The organism is Mesorhizobium bavaricum, from assembly GCF_056781655.1.
Genome location: NZ_CM165566.1, coordinates 3,706,184 through 3,726,208 on the forward strand (window position 1 = coordinate 3,706,184; position 20,025 = coordinate 3,726,208).

Here is a 20,025-nt window from a genome sequence, read left to right on the forward strand (position 1 = left end):
TCCTAGCCCCTCGCAATGGCGTGGAAGAAGGTGCCGCTGACATGGCCGCGCCGGTAACCCGAGGCGCCGATGGGATTGCCCTGGCCGTCGGCGAGGTCGGCCAGCGGCTCGTCATTGCCGGTCGCGATCATCTGCGCATAGTGGAATTCGTGGCCGCGGATCAGCGCGCCTTGCGCGCCCAACGGACAATCGGCGCGCAGCCGCGCCTCTCGATAACCGAGGTTCATCTTGCGTTTGGCAAAGCTGGTGGAATGGCCGAGCAGGCCGAGCATTCCGTGCGTTTCGCCCGACGCGTCCTCCAGCGCTTCGCCAAGCACCATGAAGCCACCGCACTCGCCATGGATGGGCTTCGTCGCGGCGAATCTTGCCATTCCCTCACGGAAATCTGCGGCGGCGGCAAGCCGGCCGGCGTGAAGCTCGGGATAGCCGCCGGGCAGCCAGCAGACGTCGCAGTCCTCGTCGGGTGCTTCGTCGGCGAGCGGCGAGAACGGGACGATCTCGGCGCCGGCCTTGCGCCAATAGGCCGCCACATGCGGATAGAGGAAGGTGAAAGCGGCATCTTCAGCCAGTGCAATGCGCTGGCCAGGTGGCGATAGCGCTTCGTCAAAGCCGCCGGGCGCCGGGGTGAGGGGGGTCGCCAAGGCCATGATGGCATCGAGATCGAGTGACTTTTCGGCCATGTCGGCCAGCCGGTCGAGATGCGCCATCAGGTCGTCATATTCGCCGGCCTGGACGAGGCCGAGATGGCGCTCGGGTAGGTTCAGCGTCGGATCGCGCAGGATGGCGCCGACAACGGGCAGGCCGATCGCCTCGATGGCGTCGCCGGAGAGACGGCGGTGGCGCTCGCTGCCCAGCCGGTTGAGCACGACGCCGGCCATGCGCACATCCGGATCGTAGGTGGCAAACCCTTTGGCGACAGCGGCCGCCGTGGTCGACTGGCCGGAAACGTCAAGCACCAGCAGCACCGGCAAGCCGTAGAGGCGGGCGAGATCCGCCGCGGAGCCGGTGCGGCCGGGGGCCGCCGGAATACCGTCGAACAGCCCCATGGCGCTTTCGAGGATGACGAAATCGGTATCGTCGGCCGCTTGTCTGGCGAGCGCATTGAGCAGCGATGGTGGCATGGCCCAACTGTCGAGGTTGACGCCGGACAGGCCGGTGGCTGCGGTGTGAAAGCCGGGATCGATATAGTCGGGGCCGGATTTGGCGCCGCGCACTTTCAAGCCCCGCCGGGTGAGCGCTCGCAGGATACCGATGGTGACGCTGGTCTTGCCCGAGCCTGAGCGCGGCGCGCCGATGATGATCGCGCGGGCGCTCACAGTGCACCCGCCAGTGCCGCGCGCATGGCGACGATGCCGCCGACGACGATCAGCGCCGGCGCGGTCAGCCCGGCGGCGGCCGCTTCCTCGGCAATGGTGGCGAGCGTGGCAACGACGATCTGCTCCTGCGGTGTCGTCGCGGCGACGATCACGGCCGCTGGTGTCGACGGCGCCAGGCCGCCGTCGAGCAGTGCGGCGGCGATGAGGGGCAAATTGGCCATGCCCATATAGACCACGACAGGCTGGCCGGTGCGCGCGATTGCTGCCCAGTCGATGTCGTCATCGGTGCCGGCGGCATGGCCGGTCGCCAGGATCACAGCCTTGTTGATGCCGCGCATGGTGGCCGGGATGCCGGTGGCTGCCAGCGCACTGAGCCCCGACGTCAGGCCGGGCAGGACGCGGAAGGGGATTTTTTCCCGCGCCAGCGCCAAAGCTTCTTCGCCGCCACGGCCAAAGATATAGGGATCACCGCCCTTCAGCCTGACGACGCGGCGGCCTGTGCGCGCCAGCCGAACCAGCAGCGCGGTGATGTCGTCCTGCTTCATCGACGGTTTTCCGCCGCGCTTGCCGGCAAAGAACAGTTCGGCGCTTGCGGCGACGGCGACGACATCGGGGGAGACCAGCGCGTCGTAGACAACGGCATCCGCCTCGGCCAAAGCCGCCAGCACTTCCAGCGTCAGGCACCCAGGGTCGCCGGGGCCGGCGCCGGCCAGCCAGACGTGGCCCGGTGCAAGTGGGCGCGGCGTGAAGTTCAGCCGCGCAAGAGCCTGTTCGAGCGTGGCGTTCTCGCCCTTGTTCCTGGTGCTGCCGCTCACAATCCGTCCCGTCCGCGAAAACGCCGCTGGTAGTGGGCGTCGTACAATGAACTCTCGCCAAAATCTTCCGCCGCCAACGAACGGCCGACGAAGATGATCGCCGTGCGCTCCATCGGATCGGCCGCGAGCAACATTTCGATCGTTTCCAGCGTGCCGGTCAGCACGCGCTCGTCCGGCCATGAGGCGCGGAAGACGATCGCCACCGGGCAATCCCCGCCATAATGCGGCGTCAGCTCGGCAACGACGCGATCGATGGCGTGGATGGCAAGGTGAATGGCAAGCGTGGCGCCGGTGCGGCCGAAACCAGCCAGCGTTTCACCGGGCGGCATCTTGGACGCACGGCCGGAGACGCGGGTCAGCACCAGGCTTTGCGCGACTTCGGGAATGGTCAGCTCGCGGCGAAGTGCTGCGGCAGCCGCGGCGAAGGAGGGAACGCCCGGTGTCAGCGTGTAGGGAATGCCGTGCTTTTCCAGCCGCCGGATCTGTTCCGCAACGGCGCTCCATACCGACAGGTCGCCGGAATGCAGCCTGGCGACATCATGGCCGGCTTTGTGGGCATCGAGATATGCGGCCTCGATCTCGTCGAGCGACATCGGTGCAGTGTCGATCAGTTTTGTCCCCGGCGCGCAGTGCTGCAGCAATTCGGGCGCGACGATCGAACCGGCATGCAGGCAGACCGGGCAGCTTGCCAGCAGCCTGGCGCCACGCAGCGTGATGAGATCGGCGGCACCAGGACCGGCGCCGATGAAATGCACGGTCATGGCGCATCTCCGCTGATGGCGATGGCGCAGGTGACCGGGCCGAGCACCGTACGGGGGCCAAGCAGCCTGGCGCCCGTGCCGGCAACGGCAACGGCGGATGCTTCGGACACCGAAGGCGTGCCGGCCAGATCCTGCGAACGGCTGGAGAGGCTGATCGTGGCTGATGAGGCGGCCTCGACAGCGGCCGCATCGGCGACGATGACCGGAAGATTGAGCTGATGTCCGGCGGCGAAGATGGCCCTTTCGTCCCGCTTCAAGGGGGCGGTGGCCAACGCTGAAAGCGCCGTCATGGCCAGCCCATGCGTCTCCAGGGCGGTTTCTATCGCCGCGAGCACGTCTTCAACGCTCACGCCCTTTCGGCTGCCAATGCCCGCGACCATCATGGCTTCACCCAGCTCCATTGGGTGACCGGCATGGCCGGCCGCCAGGCCTGCATCGAGCCGACCGGCGATGCGCGGGATATGTTTATGCGGGTCAGGTCGCCGCCAAGCGAGATATGGCGGGCAAGAAGCAGGCCTTCCATCTCCAGCGTCACCGCATTGGCCACAAGACGACCGCCGGGGCGCAGGGCCTTGATGGCAGCGTTCAGCACGCCGGCATCGCTGCCGCCACCGCCAATGAAGATCGCATCCGGCGTGTCCAGCCCGGCAAGCGCCTTGGGCGCGCTGCCTTCCACCACGACAAGGCCGGGAACACCGCAGGCAGCGGCGTTGCGGCCAATGCGGGCGGCGCGGATCGGGTTGGTCTCGATGGCGATGGCACGCAGCGAGGAATGGGCGCGCATCCATTCGATGCTGACGGAGCCGGAGCCCGCGCCGATGTCCCACAGCAATTCGCCGCGCCTGGGCGCCAGCGCTGACAGGGTGATGGCGCGAATCTCGCGCTTGGTGATCTGGCCGTCATGGTCGAACAGATGATCGGCAAGCCCAACGGTGAGCGGCAGGACGCGCGCATCCGCACCGGGTTCAACTTCGATCGCCAGCACGTTGAGCGGATTGATGTTTTCGAGGCCGAAGGCATCGGCGCAGGCCGAGCGCAAAGTCTCCTTCGGCCCGCCCAGAGCTTCCAGAACCGTCAGCCGTGAGGCGCCGAAGTCGAGTTCGACGAGCAGTCGCGCGATTGCAGCGGGTGCCTCCGCGTCGGATGTCAGCGCCAGGATGCGTGCGTTCGGCTGCAGCAGCGGCCGGATCAGGTCGAGCGGCCGGCCATGCAGTGACACGGTCTCGATATCCTGCAAAGCCCAGCCAAGGCGAGCGGCCGCCAGTGAAACGGCCGACGGTGCGGGAATGACATGCATCTCCAGCGCCTTCACCTTGCGGGCGAGGGTGGCGCCGACCCCGTGGAAGAACGGATCGCCGGAGGCGAGCACGCAGACGTTTCTACCGGCAAGTGCCAGCACATCGGTCATCTCGGCATCGAAGGGAACTGGCCAGGGACGTGGTTCACCCTTGGCGAAGGAGGCGACAAGCGCCAGATGCCGCTTGCCGCCGAAGATGACTTCCGCCCTAGCGATCAGTCGCTTGGCCTCGTCGCCGAGACCCGCTAAACCGTCCTCGCCGATGCCGACGATGGAGAGCCATCTTGCGTTGAGCTTGGCGCCGCGCGGACCCTCAGCAGGCATGATGACCCACCGCATTCTGATCCTCGGCGGAACCACGGAAGCCCGGCAGCTGGCCGGAAAACTGGCGGCGCACGCCTCGGTCACGCTGTCGCTGGCCGGCCGTACCGAAAGCCCGGCTGCGCAAGGGGTGCCTGTGCGAACCGGAGGGTTTGGCGGCGCCGATGGACTGGCTGCCTATCTCCGGGAGACGCGCATCGACCTTCTGATCGACGCCACGCATCCCTATGCGGCGCGGATCTCGGCCAATGCAGCGCAAGGCGCGCGCCTGGCCGGCGTGCCGATGATCGCCTTGCGACGCCCCGGCTGGGAACCCGTCGAAGGCGACCGCTGGACGCAGGTCGATACGGTCGGCGACGCCGTGCACGCGCTGGGTCCCGCGCCGCGGCGCGTTTTCCTGGCGCTCGGCCGGCAAGAGATCGCCGCCTTCGAGGCGGCGCCCCAGCATCATTATCTCATTCGCAGCGTCGATCGGGTTGAGCCCAGACTGATGGTCCCGGATGCGAGCTATCTGCTGGCAAGGGGGCCATTCCCCGAGGCGGAAGAACGCGCGCTGCTCGAAAAGCATCGCATCGAAATCGTCGTGTCCAAGAACAGCGGCGGCGAGGCAACCTATGGCAAGATCGCGGCGGCACGGGCGCTTGGCATCGAGGTGGTCATGGTCCGCAGGCCCGCGCTGCCGGACGTCCCTTCGGCTGAAACCGTCGAAGCGCTGGCCGCCATTGTCAACCAATTTGGGGTCGATCATTTTCTCTGACCCGTGGACGAACGCGGTGTGTAGACCAGCGACTGCTTTTCGCCGCGCTTGATGATCCTGGTTTCCGGCGAGCCGATGATGATGCAGGTCGCCATGTCGGCCTTTTGCGCGTCGACATCGGCCAGCAGGAAGACTTCGATGCGCTCATCCGGACGGCCGGCGGCGCGGCCGAAAATCACCGGCGTGGTGCCCGGCAGGATCGCGGTCAGGCATTCGAAAGCGCGGCCAAGCTGCCAGGGGCGCGCCTTGCTGATCGGATTGTAGAGCGCGATGACGAAGCCGGCGCCGGCCGCCGCCAGCAGGCGCAGCTCGATCAGTTCCCAAGGCTTCAGATTGTCGGACAGCGAGATGGCGCAGAAATCATGGCCGAGCGGCGCGCCGATGCGGGCTGCAACCGCGAGCATGGCGGTGATGCCGGGCACGACCGCGACATCGACCGCACGCCATTCAGCCGGGCCGGCCTCGATCGCCTCGCAGACGGCAGCCGCCATGGCGAAGACGCCGGGATCGCCACCGGAAACGACGGCCACGTCATGGCCTTCGGCGGCTTTGGTCAGGGCGTCCGTGGAGCGGGCGAGCTCCTCGCGGTTGTCGGAAGCAACGCGGGTCTGGTCCGGGCGCAACTCCAGCCGGTCGAGATAGGGCTTATAGCCGTAGAAAAACGCGGCCTGCGCCACGGCGCGGCTCGCCTCAGGCGTCACCTGATCGGCATTGCCGGGTCCGAGCCCGATGACGGTGAGGCGGCCGCTCATGCCTGTGCTCCCGAAACGCCGGGCCGGGCGGACCAGCCGGCGACCAGCACGATGGCGAAGTAGGGAGCCTTGTCGTCCTGTTTGTCAGCAAGCTTCATCGAGACGCTGCCGGCCATGGTGCCACGCTCAACATAGACGGCGCGCGCCAGCTTGCCGGTCGCCTCCAGCGCCCGCCTGATCTTGGGCAGGTTGCGGCCGACCTTCATGATGACGGCGGCGTCGGTATCCGCCAGCCGTCGGGTGAGCTCGAACTCGCTCATCGTGCCCGGCAACACCGTCAGCACATCGTCGCCCTGGACGATCGGCAGGCCAGTCGCCGACCAGCAGCCGGACATGGCGGTGACGCCGGGAATGACCTCGGTGGGGAAACGATGGGCGAGGCGCACATGTAGGTGCATGTAGGAGCCGTAGAACAGCGGGTCGCCCTCGGACAGCACGGCGACCATTTTGCCGGCCTGAAGATGCTCGGCGACTTTCTCGGCGGACTCCTCGTAAAAGCCGGTGATCTGCGACCGGTAGTCGTCGTGATCCTTGTCGATTTCCGTGGTGACGGGGTAGAGCAGCGGCAATTCCGTCATGCCCGGGCGGAACTGCGCTTCGACGATGGCGCGTGCGTTGCTGTTGTTGCCGCGCTTGGCGAAATACGCCACGACATCGGCTTCAGCCAGGACGCGTGCAGCCTTCAGCGTCAACAGTTCGGGGTCGCCGGGACCGGTGCCGACGCCAACCAGACGACCTTTGGCCAGCGCGTTCACAGGCCCGGCCTCGCCAGGGCATTGAGTGCCGCGGCAGTCATGGCGCTGCCGCCAAGCCGGCCGCGCACGATGGCATAGGGCACGCCATAGGAATTCTCGGCCAGCGCATCCTTGGATTCTGCCGCACCGACGAAGCCAACCGGCATGCCGATGATGGCTGCCGGCTTAGGCCCGCCGTCACGCAGCTTCTCCAGCAAATAGAAGAGCGCGGTCGGCGCATTGCCGATGGCGACCACCGAACCGGCCAGGTGGTCGCCCCACAGGTCGATTGCGGCCGCCGAGCGGGTGTTGCCGATGTCCTTGGCGATGTCGTGTGTGCGCGGATCGCGAAGCGTGCAGATCACCTCATTGCTGGCCGGCAATCTGGCGCGGGTGACGCCATGCGAGACCATTTCCGCGTCGCAGAAGATCGGCGCACCCGCCGAAAGTGCGGTGCGCGCGGCGGCAACGAAATCCGTCGAGAAAACAAAATGGCTGGCAGCTTCGACCTGGCCGCAGGCATGGATCATGCGGATGGCGACATCGGCCTCGGCTTCGGAGAAGCGCGTGAGATCCGCCTCGGCGCGAATGATGGCGAAGGAGCGCTCGTAGATCGCCGTGCCGTCGTGGATGTAGTCGTAGGCGGCCATGCTCATTCCTGTCGGTAAGCTTCGGCGATGCCGGCCGCGCCAAGCCTTGTCAGGCAAGCTGCGGCGGTTTCGCCGGGAAGTCGTGCGCTGCGGATCACTGCCGCGACGCGGCTGATGCCGCGCGCGGCGTCATAGCCCGGCCTGTAGCCGGCAGGAAGGCCCTTTGCCGTCGCGTTCACGACAAGTCCGGCTCCGTTTTCGCCGCCGACAAGGGTAAGCGCTGCTTTGCCCGGATGGGCACAGCCTTTGGCGCAGCCGGAAACGTGCAAGGTGAAGTCGAGGATGTCGGCACTTTCCCTGGCTATCGTCTCGGCAATGTCGCGCGTGGCGATCCGGCCGGAAGCGCAAGCCGGCGTGCCGGGGCAAGCTGCGATACGCGTGCGCGGATCGGCTGGGTCGGTGACGAAGCCAAGGGTGGCTGCGGCGTCTTGAAGGGGCCGGTTGGCGGTCGCCGGCTGGCCGAGGAAAAGCAGGGCACGGCCGGGCGCCAGTCGGATTTCGGTTGCGCCGAGGGCGAGGACGCTCTGGGCGAGGCCGATGATCTTGTCCGCCGGCATGCTGCCATAGGGCAGGCCGATGCCGACGGCGATGGCGTCGCAGGTCAAAGGGAAAAGACCGATGGGTCGGCGATCCTTCGCGCCCCCCTCTGTCCCTCCGGCAACGACAGAGGGGGGCGCGAAGGAATGCCAACCGGCGAGAGATGTCAGCTGCCTCTCCGACAAATCCCTTGCATGAGCGTCACGGCCTTTTTCGGCAACCATCCTGAGCACGGCAACAGCAATATCGCGCGCCGCATCGTCGTCCGCCGTGGCGAGTGGCCTTGCATTCTGCCCATCACCCGCGACAGACACGCGCCACCGATTTCCCGTATCGGTGCGCGTTGCAACAAGCCGCACATCGGCCGTCACCGAATCCAGTCCAAGTTGTCCACCGCCGTCGACAATGACCGAAACCTTCGGCCCCAGCCGTTGCGTCAGTCCAGTCTCTTCAACCGCTGCCCTGATCCGCTCGGCCAGCGGCCGGGGATCGGCAATCTCTTGCGGATCGATGCCGGCCAGCGGTCCGGTCTCGACCGGCACGCCGGTGCGCACGGCGATGCCCAGCGCATCAACCTCCGTCGCCAGAAGAGCCGCGCTTTCGGGCGTCAGGCCGCGTATCTGCAAACTGCCGCGCGCTGTGACTTCCATGATGCCATTGCCGTACCGCAAGGCGGATTCGGCGAGTGCGATCAAAAGTTTCGGCGACAATCCTCCAGCCACCGGGTTGAGCCGCACCAGCAGGCCGTCTCCGGTCTGCATGGGGGCTGCCAGAGCGGGGCAGGCGCCGCGACGCGAGAAGGCGTTCATGCCGCAACCCCAAGCGCTTCTGCCTCGGCAATCAGTGCGGCGAGATCGTCGTCGATTGAATTGCGCAGGGGATGCCAGAGCCCACGCAGGCGCGCCGACAGGAAGCGCTCGGCAATGACTTTGGCGGCGGCAGGGTTCTCGCGCAAGATGAAGGCGCGCACCAGGGGATCGCCGAGATAGGCATCATGTACCGCCTCGATCAGCGTGCCCGATATGGCGTGGGTGGTTTCGGCGAAGCCGACCAGCCGGTCGACCGTTTCGGCGAATTCGGAGGCGCCACGCGGGCCGTGGCGCATCTGGCCTGATATGAAGCGGGCATTGACGGCGCGGGCACGCACGACGCGGGCTACCGCCTCACCGATCGAACGCGGCTTTGGTTTCTGCGGATCTGTGGTGTCGAGCACGATGACATCGGCGTTCCGACCGAGCGCCGCAAGCGCGGCTGAAAAGCCGCCGATGAAGGCGACGTCGGCGGACCCTTCGAGAATGTCGCGGCCGGGGTCGTCACCGGTGTGGACGAGAAGATCGGCTTCGGCGATGCTGCCCTCGAAGGCGCCGGGCGCGGAGACACCTTCGCCCTCGACGCCGCCATAGGCATGCGAGGTGGCGTCGAGATAGGCGCGGCCGATCTCCTCGCGCGCCGCCCAATCACCGCTCGACAGCAAATCTTCAACGCCGGCGCCGTAGGTGCCGGGAGAGGTGCCGAAGATGCGTGGGCTGATCTTGCCATCCGCGCGGCTCCGAGCTGCGAGCGGGTTTTCCGAATCCTCCTCGTCGCGGGTGGCAACCGCGTTGGCGGCGGCATCGATCAGTGCGATCTGGGTCGGGAACATGTCGCGGAACAGGCCCGATATGCGCCAGGTAACATCGACGCGTGGCCGTCCGAGCGCGGCAGGCGGCATCACTTCTATGCCGGTGATGCGGCCGGTCGAGGTATCCCATTGCGGCCGGCAGCCCATCAGCGCCAGGCCCTGCGCGATTTCTTCGCCGCCGGTGCGCAGCGAAGCCGACCCCCAGAGATCGATAACCAGCGAACGCGGCCAGTCGCCATGCGACTGCAGGTAGCCGCGCACGACTTCTTCCGCTGCAGCCCTGCCGAGATCATAGGCCGTCGGCGTCGGCATGGTGCGCGGATCCGACGTGAACAGGTTGCGGCCGGTGGGCAGAACATCGGAACGGCCACGTGCCGGCGCGCCGGCCGGGCCGGCCTTGACGTGACGGCCATCCAGTACCGCGAGCAGAGCCGTCTTCTCTGCGTCCGCGCTTTGACGGCGCATGGCGTCAGGCTCGTCCACGGGCGCGCGGCCATAGATGTGCAGCCCGTCCTTGATGGCGAAATCCTTGAGGTCGCAGAGCCAGGCGTCGATGCGGCGCAGCGCTTCGTCGGGCGCGTCGGTCCTGGCGACGCCGGCTTCAGAGGCGAGGCCGGTTTTCTGCGCGGTGTCGACGATCAGCTTGGCCAGACGATCGCGGCGGCGGCGGTCGAGCCCGTCGGCCTGGGCGTATTCGTCGACCAGCCGCTCGAGCCGGTGCTGGTCCTCGTCCAGCCCGGCGCCGGTCAATGGCGGCGGCAAATGGCCAAGAGTCACGGCGGCGATGCGCCGTTTGGCTTGTGCCGCCTCGCCGGGATTGGAGACGATGAAGGGATAGATGACGGGCAGGGGACCGGTGACGATCTCGGGAAAGCAGTTTTCCGAGAGCGCAACCGTCTTGCCGGGCAGCCATTCCAGCGTGCCATGGGCGCCGACATGGATGAGAGCGTGGACGCCGAGTGACTTGCGCAGCCACAGGCCGAAGGCGATCAGGGCATGGCGCGGCGGTAGTGTCGGGTCGTGATAGTCGGCGCGACGGTCCGCGGAGCGGCCGCGATCGGGGGCGAGCGCCACGGTGACGTTGCCGAAGGTGGCGGCGCGGAAGGGGAATTTTGCGGAGCTGGGTGCCTCGCGCAATCCGGTTTCGTCTTCCGCCTTCCCCCAAGCCGCTTCCACCGCAGCCATTGCAGCCCTTGGCAGTTCGGTCGAAAAGGAGAGATAGTCGCCAAGCTTCAGCCCGTGGTTTGAACTTTCCAGCAAATCCAGCAGCTCACGAGGCGTTTGCGGAATCCCGTCAACCGCATACCCCTGTTCCTTGAGGTCGTGCAGCATGGCCAGCACGCTGGACGGCACGTCGAGGCCGACGGCATAGCCTGTGCGGCCGGGCGCACTGGGATAATCCGGGATCAGGATCGCCAGCTTGCGCTCGGCGCGGGGCGTTTCCTGCAGCTTGATGAAGGTCGCGACGCGGTCCGCGACTTGCGCGACGCGGTCGGGCTCCGGCCGGTTGGCGAAGGCGCGGTGACCAAGTGCGGGATCGACCTCGGTCTCGCCCTTGAAGGAAATCGCGCCGGCCAGGATGCGGCCGTCGAGCTCCGGCAGCACGACATGCATGGCGAGGTCGGCGGGCGCCAGCCCGCGCTGGTTGTTTTCCCAGATATCGTGGCGGGTGGTGGCGACGATGACCTGGAAGACAGGCACGCCGGCGCGGTCGAACAGGGTCTCAACACCGGGTTCGGCGCCGGACGCGAAGGCGGTCGCGGTGATGATGGCGGCAGGTTTGAGCGTGGTCAGTGCGGTTTCCACGAACGTCAGGGATGCCCGGTCCTTGAGGCTGGAGACGAAGATGGGGACCGGGTTGATGCCGCGCTGCCTGAGCGCTTCAAAAAGGGCGTCGATGGGCGCGACATCGGCGGCGAGCAGCATCGAGCGGTAGAACAGGATGGGGGTGACGGGGGCGTAGACGTGGGAAGGATCGCTACCGTTCTTGGACATCCGGACGACATCCAGGTCATCAACGACACCGCGCCCCGGCTCATAAAATCCCGCCTTCGGTACAGCCACCGGTGCTGTGACGGTGCTCTTGGCCCCAGCCAACCGCGCCAGCTTCTGCACCAGTGCGCTCATATTGGCCGGGCCGCCCTCGCGGAAATAGTCGAGCAGGCCGTCCAATTCCTCACGCGACAGCGTCGAGGCTTCGATCAGGCGCAGATCCTCGTCGCGGCATTCGCCGGGCAGCAGCGCCAGTTTTATGCCGCGTGCGCGGGCGGTCGAAGCAAGCTGGTCGCAGCCGTATCGCCACCAGTTGTAGCCGCCGAGGATGCGCACGAGGATGATTTTGGCGTGGCGGGCGACGCTGTCGATCCAGAGGTCGACGGACATGGGATGGCGCAGGTCGCGCAAGGCAGCCAGCCGCATCGAGGGCAAGCGGTCGGCATCGGTCTTCCATGCTGCCGCCAGCCCGGCGAGATCGCTGTCGGTGAAGGACAGGGCCACGATATCCGCCGGCGTCTGCCGCAGATCGACCGGCTCGGCGAGGTCGTCGAGCGAGGCGGAGGTCGTGGTGAGGATGTGCATCGCGGTCCGTGGTGTGCGTCAGCCGGCGAGTATACGCTCGATCGCCGGGCGGTTCAGCCCCTTCAGGCCGATGACGACGAGGCGCGAGCGGCGGTCGTCCTGCGCCGTCCAGGCGCGGTCATAGTAATGATTGACGCGCGGTCCGACAGCCTGCAGCAAGAGCCGCATCGGCTTGCCGCCGACCTCGACAAAGCCTTTCACGCGCAGCACGTTTTCTTCCTCGGCGGCGGTAGCGACGCGTTTTGCCAGCTCATCCGGATTGGCGATCGACGCTATGTCGACAATAAAACTGTCGAAGTCGTCATGCTCGTGGTCGAGCTCGTCGTCGTGATGGGTCTTACGGTTTTCGATGTCATCCTCGACGGCAAGGCCAAGGCCGAGCAACACCGACGGATCGACCTTGCCCTGCGACGTCGGCACGATCTTCACGGCGCGAGCGATGTGCTCGTTGATGATGGCGTTGGCGCGGGCCGAGCCGGCGGCATCCATCAGGTCGCTCTTCGACAGGATGATCAGGTCGGCACAAGCGATCTGATCCTCGAACACTTCCTCGACCGGATCGTCGTGATCGAGTGTCGTGTCCTGCGCGCGCTGCGCCTGAAGTGCGTCCATGTCGTTGGCGACACGGCCTTCGGCCAGCGCCGGTCCATCGACGACGGCGATGACGCCATCGACCGTCACGCGGCTCTTCACCGTCGGCCACTGGAAAGCCTGGACCAGCGGTTTGGGCAGAGCGAGGCCGGAGGTCTCGATCAGGATGTGGTCGACCTTCGGCGTCAGCGACAGGATCTGGTCGAGCGCCGGCACGAAATCGTCGGCAACGGTGCAGCAGATGCAGCCATTGGCCAGTTCGACGATGTTTTCCTCGGGGCATGTGTCGATGCCGCAGCCCTTCAGGATCTCGCCGTCGATGCCGATGTCGCCGAACTCATTGACGATGATGGCGATCCGCTTGCCGCCGGCGTTTTCCAGGAGATGGCGGATCAGCGTCGTCTTGCCGGCGCCGAGGAAGCCGGTGACGACGGTGCAGGGAACGCGGGAGACGGAAGCGGTCATGATCAGTCCTTCAACAGGTCGAGGGGAGGGATGCGGGCGACGAGGCCACGCTTCAGGCTATCGGGGCGGCCACGCCAGGGAATGAGGCCGTCGGTCGAGGTGGCGAAGAGTTTTGCGCCAGAGACGAGGTCGGCGCCGCTGGTCGCGGTCAGGTCGCCGAAGACATAGCTCCAGCAGCCATCGCGCAGGATGGCGGCACTAAGCCGGCGCTTGCAATTGCCGAGGCATTCGACGCTGCGGACCCGAACATCTTCGCCAGAAGCGGCGCGGCGCGTGTCCTCGGCCAGCAGTTCGCCGGCGCGGGGATGGGCGTCGGAGCCGGTTTCGTCGCGACAGGAGGCACAGACGATGACGGTGACGCCGGCCAGGGCATCATCATGGCCGGACGAAACATCCGCTGTGCCAGCCGAAAAACTGCTGTCATGGTCCAAAAATCGAACTCCTTGCCCGGAAACCCGCCGGGCGATCGGATTCTGTAGTCGTAGACGGCAGGTCTCCTGGCTCGCGAGTCCTCGCCTTGGTGCCGCCTTCCCGGGACCGTCCCAGTGGCTTTCGGCCTTGGCTCTTCGCTTACAGTTGCGGGGACAGCCGCGGATTTGAGACCGAGATCCCGCACCGCATTCCCTCTTGGCTCCTCTCGTTGAAGAGAAGAGACCGTCTGGAACGGATTTAGGCTTTTGCGGGCAGTGGTGTCAACGCGAGCTTACGACACGGTCAGGTCGGCCAGCGCCGGACCCAAATCACCAGCCGGGGTGACTTCGAGGCGTTCGAGCCCCAGCCATCCCTGCATGGACTTCAGTTCCTCGAACAGTTGGGCTGCGGTTTCAGCCGGCGCGCCGGGCTCTGCGTAAGCAGCATGGACGCGTAACACGCCGGCCGGTCGGTCGGCCTTGAGGTCGACGCGAGCGACGATCCTGTCACCGAGCAGGAACGGCAGGACGTAATAGCCGTATTGGCGCTTTTCGGCCGGCGTGTAGATCTCGATACGGTAGTGGAAATCGAACAGTCGCTCGGTGCGCGACCGTTCGAAGACCACCGGATCGAACGGCGCCAGCAGAGCGCGGGTCTCGATTTTTCGTGGCAGGCGGGCGTCTTTATGAAGATAAGCCGGCTTGTCCCAGCCTTGGACGCGTACCGGCAACAGCTCGCCGAGTTCGACCAGTTCCTCCAGCCGGCCTTTCATGTCGGCGGGCGACAGGCGGTAGTAGTCTCTTAAGTCGCCGGCCGTCGCAATGCCGTGGGCGCGGGCCGAGATGCGCAGCAACTCGCGATGCGCGTCCTCGGCGGCCGGCACCGGCAGGTCGAGGATCGCCTGCGGCAGCACGCGCTCCGGCAGATCGTAGAACCGCTCGAAACCGCGACGGTGGGCCGTGGTGATGCGCCCGGCCCAGAACAGCCATTCGAAGGCATGCTTGGCATGGCTCCAGCCCCACCAGCCGCCGGAGCCTTTCTGGCCTTCGAGCGCGGAGGCGGCGATCGGGCCGCGATCGACGACCTCGCGGTAGATCTGTTCGATGTAGCCAGCGTGTTCGCGGCCCCATTTGGCGAGGCCGAGATACATTTCATCGCCGCGCTCGGCCCGCTGCATGCGCCAGCGCATCAGCGGGTATGTCTCGACCGGCAGGAAGGAGGCCTCGTGCGCCCAGTATTCGAATACCGTGCGCTTGCGCGTCACGGCCGCGTTATCAAGCAAGGCAAGCGGGTAGGGGCCGAGGCGCGAATAGAGCGGCATATAATGAGCGCGCACCACCGCACTGACGGAATCGATCTGCAGCAGGCCGGTGCGGGCCAGCACGCGGGCGAAATGGCGGCGGTCGGGCGTACCGACGGGGCGGGGATCGAGAAACCCCTGGGCGGCAAGCGCGATGCGCCGGGCCATGGGGAGCGAGATCTTTTCCTTCATGCAGGCGTCACTCTGAGGGTGGTTGGCCGAAGTTCTGATGGGTGATTCCGGCCCATGCTAGCAGGGTTTTGGCGGCAACCATGTCAGGAGAGAAAAGTGGAGTAAAAAGCGAAGGAAATCAAACAGGAGCGGATCGGACCAGTTTCCTCGGATATGCCGTCCAGCACCGCGTTTTGAACAAGGTTTGACTTGCTTCGTTGGAAGTGCTGCGCTAACCCTCGCCGCGTTGCAGCATAGGCCCTTAAAACGGTTCAGCGGTTAAACTGTCACGCTTCCGCAATAGGGTCCGGTGCTGTAATCAAAGTGATTGCGCCAACGGAAAGCCGAGCATGAACGCACTATTGAGTTCGTACCTGCCCATCGTCCTGTTTATCGGCGTGGCGCTGGTCGTCGGCCTGGCGCTGCTGGCCGCACCCTTCCTGGTCGCCTACCGCAATCCCGATCCCGAAAAGCTTTCCGCCTACGAGTGCGGTTTCAACTCGTTCGACGACGCCCGCATGAAGTTCGACATCCGTTTCTACCTGGTGTCGATCCTGTTCATCATCTTCGATCTGGAAGTGGCCTTCCTGTTTCCGTGGGCTGTGTCGTTCTCGAAGATCGGCATGCTCGGCTTCTGGTCGATGATGGTCTTCTTGGCGGTGTTGACCATCGGCTTTGCCTATGAATGGAAAAAAGGAGCGCTGGAATGGGATTGAACGACAGTTCCGGAACGCTCGTCGCGCCGAAGCCCAAGGGCCTGATCGATCCCAACACCGGCAGGCCGGTCGGGGCGGATGATCCTTTCTTCCTCGAGATCAACAACGAACTGGCCGACAAGGGCTTTCTCGTCACCTCGACGGAAGCGCTGATCACCTGGGCGCGCAGCGGTTCGTTGATGTTCATGACGTTCGGTCTCGCCTGCTGCGCGGTCGAGATGATCCACACCTCGATGCCGCGCTACAACTCGGAGCGGTTCGGTGTTGCCCCGCGCGCGTCTCCGCGCCAGTCCGACATCATGATCGTCGCCGGCACGCTGACCAACAAGATGGCGCCTGCGCTGCGCAAGGTCTACGACCAGATGCCGGAGCCACGCTACGTCATCTCGATGGGCTCCTGCGCCAATGGCGGCGGCTACTACCACTATTCCTATTCGGTGGTGCGCGGCTGCGACCGCGTCGTGCCGGTCGACATCTATGTGCCCGGCTGTCCGCCGAGCGCCGAAGCGCTGCTTTACGGCATTCTTCTCCTACAGAAGAAGATCCGCCGCACCGGCACGATCGAACGGTAATCACTATGGATGAAGCCAAGATTATCTACGGCAACCCTGAGCCTTGGCTGGGTTTGACGTTCAAGGCGTTAGAGCAGCGATTTGAGGAAACCGACTCTGGTTCGAGGTTTTATTCTTCCACGCTTTCAGCAAACTCAAAATTTGGCAATGCCGGTGTCGGTATCGACATCATGTTGAATGATTGGGAGGCCGAGCCGACGAGCGATCCACAAATAGTCTTTTATCATGGCGACGTGAGGCTGCGTTCGCTTGGAGATCGAACCAAGAACCTGATTTCTGAAATGTCGGCCAGGTTTTGCTCTGCGTCGTCAGGCCGGGGGGCAGTCACCGAAAAGTTGTTCGTCGAGTGCGTTGCCCTAAATGGTGACCCCGCAAATCTGCAAACCCGGCAGTTTGTCGGAAAGTTGTTTTTTGACGAGCCGGGTGGTGACGATGAATGTCAAATTTTTTTGACCATTGACGCGGTTAAAGAGAGCGGTTGGTTTGGTGAAAAAGACGCGGAAGACTCGCGCAAGGTCCTAGGCTGGTTGGCGAGATTGTCATGACCGCATCCCTGAGCGAACTGTCGACCTATCTCGGCGAGAAGCTGAACGGCCGCGTGAATGACTCGGCGATCGCCTATGGCGAACTCACCGTCCATGTCGAGCCGCGCGATCTGGTCGAAGTGATGACCTTCCTGCGCGACGATGCGCGCTGCCAGTTCATCTCGATCATCGACGTCTGCGGTGCCGACTATCCGTCGCGGGCCAAGCGCTTCGACGTCGTCTATCACCTGTTGTCGCCGAAACAGAACGTGCGCATCCGCGTCAAGGTGCAGGCCGACGAAGAGACGATGGTGCCGTCGATCACCGGCGTCTATCCCGGTGCCGACTGGTTCGAGCGCGAGACCTATGATCTCTATGGCGTGCTGTTCTCCGGCCACCCGGATCTGCGCCGCCTGTTGACCGATTACGGTTTCGAAGGCCATCCGCTGCGCAAGGATTTCCCGCTGACCGGCTTCGTCGAGGTGCGCTACGACGACGAGGCCAAGCGCGTCATCTATGAGCCGGTCGAGCTCAAGCAGGAATTCCGCAATTTCGATTTTCTCTCGCCATGGGAAGGGACGGATTACGTCCTGCCGGGCGATGAAAAAGCCAAGACGAATTGAGGCGCCAGAATGGCTGAGACCTCCGTCCGCAATTTCAACATCAACTTTGGGCCTCAACACCCTGCAGCGCATGGTGTTTTGAGGTTGGTTCTCGAACTCGACGGCGAGGTTGTTGATCGCGTCGATCCGCATATCGGCCTGCTGCACCGCGGCACGGAAAAGCTGATCGAGGCCAAGACCTACCTGCAAGCCATCCCTTATCTCGACCGGCTCGATTATTGCGCGCCGATGAACCAGGAGCATGCCTTCGCACTGGCCGCCGAGCGCCTGCTCGGCATCGATGTGCCGAAGCGTGGCCAGCTGATCCGCGTGCTCTACTGCGAGATCGGGCGCATCATGTCGCACATCCTCAATGTGACGACGCAGGCGATGGATGTCGGCGCGCTGACGCCGCCGCTGTGGGGCTTCGTCGAGCGCGAAAAGCTCATGGTGTTCTATGAGCGCGCCTCCGGCTCGCGCATGCACGCGGCCTATTTCCGCCCTGGCGGCGTGCATCAGGATCTGCCGCAGAAGCTGGTCGAGGATATCGGCAAGTGGATCGATCCCTTCCTGAAGTCGATCGACGACCTCGATCAGTTGCTCACCGGCAACCGCATCTTCAAGCAGCGCAATGTCGACATCGGCACGGTCTCGCTGGCCGATGCCTGGGCCTGGGGCTTTTCGGGCGTGATGGTACGCGGCTCGGGCGCGCCCTGGGACCTGCGCAAGTCACAGCCCTATGAATGCTATTCGGAAATGGATTTCGACATTCCGATCGGCAAGAACGGCGACTGTTTCGATCGCTATCTGGTGCGCATGGAAGAAATGCGCCAGTCGGCGAAGATCATGCGCCAGTGCGTCGACCTTCTGCTCGGCAAGGAGAGCACCGGCCCGGTGTCGAACCTCGACGGCAAGGTGGTGCCGCCGAAGCGTCAGGCAATGAAGCGCTCGATGGAAGCGCTGATCCATCACTTCAAGCTCTACACCGAGGGCTACCGCGTGCCGGCGGGCGAAGTCTATGCGGCGGTTGAAGCGCCGAAGGGCGAGTTCGGCGTCTATCTCGTCTCCGACGGCTCCAACAAGCCGTACCGCTGCAAGCTGCGCGCGCCCGGTTTCGCGCATCTGCAGGCCATGGATTTCCTCTGCCGCGGCCACATGCTGGCCGACGTCACCGCCGTTCTCGGCTCCCTCGACATCGTGTTTGGTGAGGTCGATCGCTAAATGTCAGTCCGCCGTCTCGCAGAAGCCAGCGTCCAGCCAGCATCCTTCGCCTTCAACCGGGCGAACGCGGCCGCGGCGAAGCAATGGATCAAGAAATACCCCAAGGGCCGTGAACAGTCGGCGATCATTCCCTTGCTGATGATAGCTCAGGAGCAGGAGGGCTGGGTCACCAAGGCGGCGATCGAGACGATTTCCGACATGCTCGGCATGCCCCGTATCCGCGGGCTCGAGGTCGCCACCTTCTACACGCAATACCAGCTGAGCCCGGTCGGTACCCGCGCCCACATCCAGGTCTGCGGCACCACGCCCTGCATGCTGCGCGGCTCGGAAGCGCTGATGGATGTGTGCCGCTCGAAGATCCATCACGACCAGTTCCACACCAATGCCAAGGGTACCTTGTCGTGGGAGGAGGTCGAATGCCTTGGCGCCTGCGTCAACGCGCCGATGGTGATGATCTTCAAGGACACGTTCGAGGATTTGACGCCGGAACGGCTTGGCGAAATCATCGATCTCTTTGAAGCAGGCAAGGGCGCCTCGGTGACGCCTGGACCGCAGGATGGCCGTACGGGGTCGGAGCCGATCACCGGTCTGACGACGCTGACCAGCGAAAAGGCAATTCTCAAGAGCACGCGCGACAAGGAAGCCAAGGCGGCGACCAAGGCCGCCCAGAATGCGGCGCCGGCTGCTGCGGCAGCCGCAACCGCGCCAGTCGCTCCGGCGACGCAGGCACCGGCCGCCCCTGTCGCGCCGTCCAATGCCGGCAAGCCGAAGACCGATGCGCCGGAAACCAGCCCGGCGTTGAAGACGCCTTCGGCCACCAAGGTCGCGCCGGCGGCGGAAAAGGCGGCGAGCGTCTCGGCGCCGTTGCATTCCGCGGCCAACGCCAACACGGCAGCACCGGAAGTCGAAAAAGTTTCCAAGCAGCGCAATGGTCCGAAGGCCAAGGCAGAGCCGGCAGCCGCCTTCAAGGCGCCGGAAGTCAAGGCGCCAGCCGCGAAGGCTGCCAAGCCGGACAAACCGTCGCTCGAGGACAAGAACCGTCCGGCCGGCATCGACAGGCCGGCGCTGGTCGACGACCTCAAGCTGATCTCCGGCGTTGGCCCCAAGATCGAGGGCGTCCTGCATTCGCTGGGCATCTTCACCTTTGCGCAGGTTGCGTCCTGGAAGAAGGCTGAGCGCGATTGGGTGGACGGTTATCTCGCTTTCCACGGCCGCATCGATCGCGACGACTGGGTCAAGCAGGCCAAGGCGCTCGCCAAGGGTGGCGTCGCCGAATACATCCGCGTCTTCGGCAAGAAGCCGGTCTGAGGGACG

The 20,025-nt window shown here is 65.1% G+C and carries 20 protein-coding genes and 1 riboswitch; of the genes, 7 read left to right on the top strand and 13 right to left on the bottom strand.

What is annotated here, in order from left to right; all coding sequences use genetic code 11:
• Positions 1–2: 2 nt before the first annotated feature.
• Genes AC1RZR_RS18170 through cbiE form a run of 5 tightly spaced genes read right to left on the bottom strand, consistent with a single transcriptional unit; the run spans position 3 to position 4,513 of the window.
• On the bottom strand, positions 3–1,316 hold the full coding sequence (locus AC1RZR_RS18170; protein WP_481825496.1) for a cobyrinic acid a,c-diamide synthase CobB: 1,314 nt from the start codon (positions 1,314–1,316) through the stop codon (positions 3–5).
• Positions 1,313–2,131 (bottom strand): uroporphyrinogen-III C-methyltransferase, encoded by an 819-nt coding sequence (gene cobA / locus AC1RZR_RS18175; RefSeq protein WP_481825497.1) that lies wholly within the window; start codon positions 2,129–2,131, stop codon positions 1,313–1,315. Before cobA ends, AC1RZR_RS18170 begins: the two co-directional genes overlap by 4 nt.
• Positions 2,128–2,892, bottom strand: coding sequence for a precorrin-4 C(11)-methyltransferase (cobM, locus tag AC1RZR_RS18180; RefSeq protein WP_477274805.1), 765 nt, complete (start codon positions 2,890–2,892; stop codon positions 2,128–2,130). Before cobM ends, cobA begins: the two co-directional genes overlap by 4 nt.
• Positions 2,889–3,275 carry a cobalamin biosynthesis protein gene (locus AC1RZR_RS18185; RefSeq protein ID WP_481825498.1) on the bottom strand — a complete coding sequence of 129 codons (387 nt, stop codon included), beginning with the start codon at positions 3,273–3,275 and terminating at the stop codon, positions 2,889–2,891. Before AC1RZR_RS18185 ends, cobM begins: the two co-directional genes overlap by 4 nt.
• On the bottom strand, positions 3,272–4,513 hold the full coding sequence (cbiE, locus tag AC1RZR_RS18190) for a precorrin-6y C5,15-methyltransferase (decarboxylating) subunit CbiE (RefSeq protein ID WP_481825499.1): 1,242 nt from the start codon (positions 4,511–4,513) through the stop codon (positions 3,272–3,274). Before cbiE ends, AC1RZR_RS18185 begins: the two co-directional genes overlap by 4 nt.
• Before the next feature lies 1 nt (position 4,514).
• On the opposite strand from cbiE, the gene AC1RZR_RS18195 reads away from it, so the two are divergent.
• A complete protein-coding gene (locus tag AC1RZR_RS18195) occupies positions 4,515–5,267 on the top strand; it encodes a cobalt-precorrin-6A reductase (protein WP_481825500.1) in 753 nt (250 codons plus the stop codon).
• Here AC1RZR_RS18195 and AC1RZR_RS18200 read toward each other — a convergent pair.
• The 8 genes from AC1RZR_RS18200 to AC1RZR_RS18235 form a co-directional block, all read right to left on the bottom strand.
• Positions 5,255–6,019 (bottom strand): precorrin-3B C(17)-methyltransferase, encoded by a 765-nt coding sequence (locus tag AC1RZR_RS18200; RefSeq protein WP_477274813.1) that lies wholly within the window; start codon positions 6,017–6,019, stop codon positions 5,255–5,257. The genes AC1RZR_RS18195 and AC1RZR_RS18200 overlap by 13 nt on opposite strands.
• Positions 6,016–6,774, bottom strand: coding sequence for a precorrin-2 C(20)-methyltransferase (locus AC1RZR_RS18205; protein WP_477274815.1), 759 nt, complete (start codon positions 6,772–6,774; stop codon positions 6,016–6,018). The genes AC1RZR_RS18200 and AC1RZR_RS18205 overlap by 4 nt, the downstream gene beginning before the upstream one ends.
• A complete protein-coding gene (locus tag AC1RZR_RS18210; RefSeq protein WP_481825501.1) occupies positions 6,771–7,403 on the bottom strand; it encodes a precorrin-8X methylmutase in 633 nt (210 codons plus the stop codon). Before AC1RZR_RS18210 ends, AC1RZR_RS18205 begins: the two co-directional genes overlap by 4 nt.
• Positions 7,404–7,405: 2 nt before the next feature.
• Positions 7,406–8,749, bottom strand: a complete 1,344-nt coding sequence (gene cobG, locus AC1RZR_RS18215) for a precorrin-3B synthase (protein WP_481825502.1) — start codon at positions 8,747–8,749, stop codon at positions 7,406–7,408.
• Positions 8,746–12,138, bottom strand: coding sequence for a cobaltochelatase subunit CobN (cobN, locus tag AC1RZR_RS18220; protein ID WP_481825503.1), 3,393 nt, complete (start codon positions 12,136–12,138; stop codon positions 8,746–8,748). Before cobN ends, cobG begins: the two co-directional genes overlap by 4 nt.
• An 18-nt stretch (positions 12,139–12,156) precedes the next feature.
• The gene (cobW, locus tag AC1RZR_RS18225; RefSeq protein ID WP_477274824.1) at positions 12,157–13,194 is read right to left on the bottom strand and encodes a cobalamin biosynthesis protein CobW; all 1,038 of its coding nucleotides are present in this window, start codon (positions 13,192–13,194) and stop codon (positions 12,157–12,159) included.
• Between the two features lie 2 nt (positions 13,195–13,196).
• Entirely contained in the window at positions 13,197–13,625 is a 429-nt protein-coding gene (locus AC1RZR_RS18230; RefSeq protein WP_481825504.1) for a DUF1636 family protein, read from the bottom strand.
• 39 nt (positions 13,626–13,664) lie between these two features.
• Positions 13,665–13,868: riboswitch (cobalamin riboswitch) on the bottom strand.
• Between the two features lie 29 nt (positions 13,869–13,897).
• A complete protein-coding gene (locus AC1RZR_RS18235) occupies positions 13,898–15,097 on the bottom strand; it encodes a winged helix-turn-helix domain-containing protein (RefSeq protein WP_481825505.1) in 1,200 nt (399 codons plus the stop codon).
• Positions 15,098–15,426: 329 nt separating this feature from the next.
• Between AC1RZR_RS18235 and AC1RZR_RS18240 the strand changes: the two genes are divergently transcribed.
• The 6 genes from AC1RZR_RS18240 to AC1RZR_RS18265 are packed head-to-tail and all read left to right on the top strand — an operon-like array spanning position 15,427 to position 20,019.
• Entirely contained in the window at positions 15,427–15,792 is a 366-nt protein-coding gene (locus tag AC1RZR_RS18240; protein WP_010910112.1) for an NADH-quinone oxidoreductase subunit A, read from the top strand.
• On the top strand, positions 15,783–16,364 hold the full coding sequence (locus AC1RZR_RS18245; protein WP_481825506.1) for a NuoB/complex I 20 kDa subunit family protein: 582 nt from the start codon (positions 15,783–15,785) through the stop codon (positions 16,362–16,364). The genes AC1RZR_RS18240 and AC1RZR_RS18245 overlap by 10 nt, the downstream gene beginning before the upstream one ends.
• A gap of 5 nt (positions 16,365–16,369) precedes the next feature.
• A complete protein-coding gene (locus AC1RZR_RS18250) occupies positions 16,370–16,909 on the top strand; it encodes a hypothetical protein (protein WP_481825507.1) in 540 nt (179 codons plus the stop codon).
• Complete coding sequence (locus AC1RZR_RS18255; RefSeq protein WP_477274836.1) at positions 16,906–17,511, top strand: NADH-quinone oxidoreductase subunit C; 606 nt, start codon at positions 16,906–16,908, stop codon at positions 17,509–17,511. The genes AC1RZR_RS18250 and AC1RZR_RS18255 overlap by 4 nt, the downstream gene beginning before the upstream one ends.
• 9 nt (positions 17,512–17,520) lie before the next feature.
• On the top strand, positions 17,521–18,711 hold the full coding sequence (locus AC1RZR_RS18260) for an NADH-quinone oxidoreductase subunit D (RefSeq protein WP_379025246.1): 1,191 nt from the start codon (positions 17,521–17,523) through the stop codon (positions 18,709–18,711).
• Positions 18,712–20,019 carry an NADH-quinone oxidoreductase subunit E gene (locus AC1RZR_RS18265; protein ID WP_481825508.1) on the top strand — a complete coding sequence of 436 codons (1,308 nt, stop codon included), beginning with the start codon at positions 18,712–18,714 and terminating at the stop codon, positions 20,017–20,019.
• Positions 20,020–20,025: the final 6 nt, after the last annotated feature.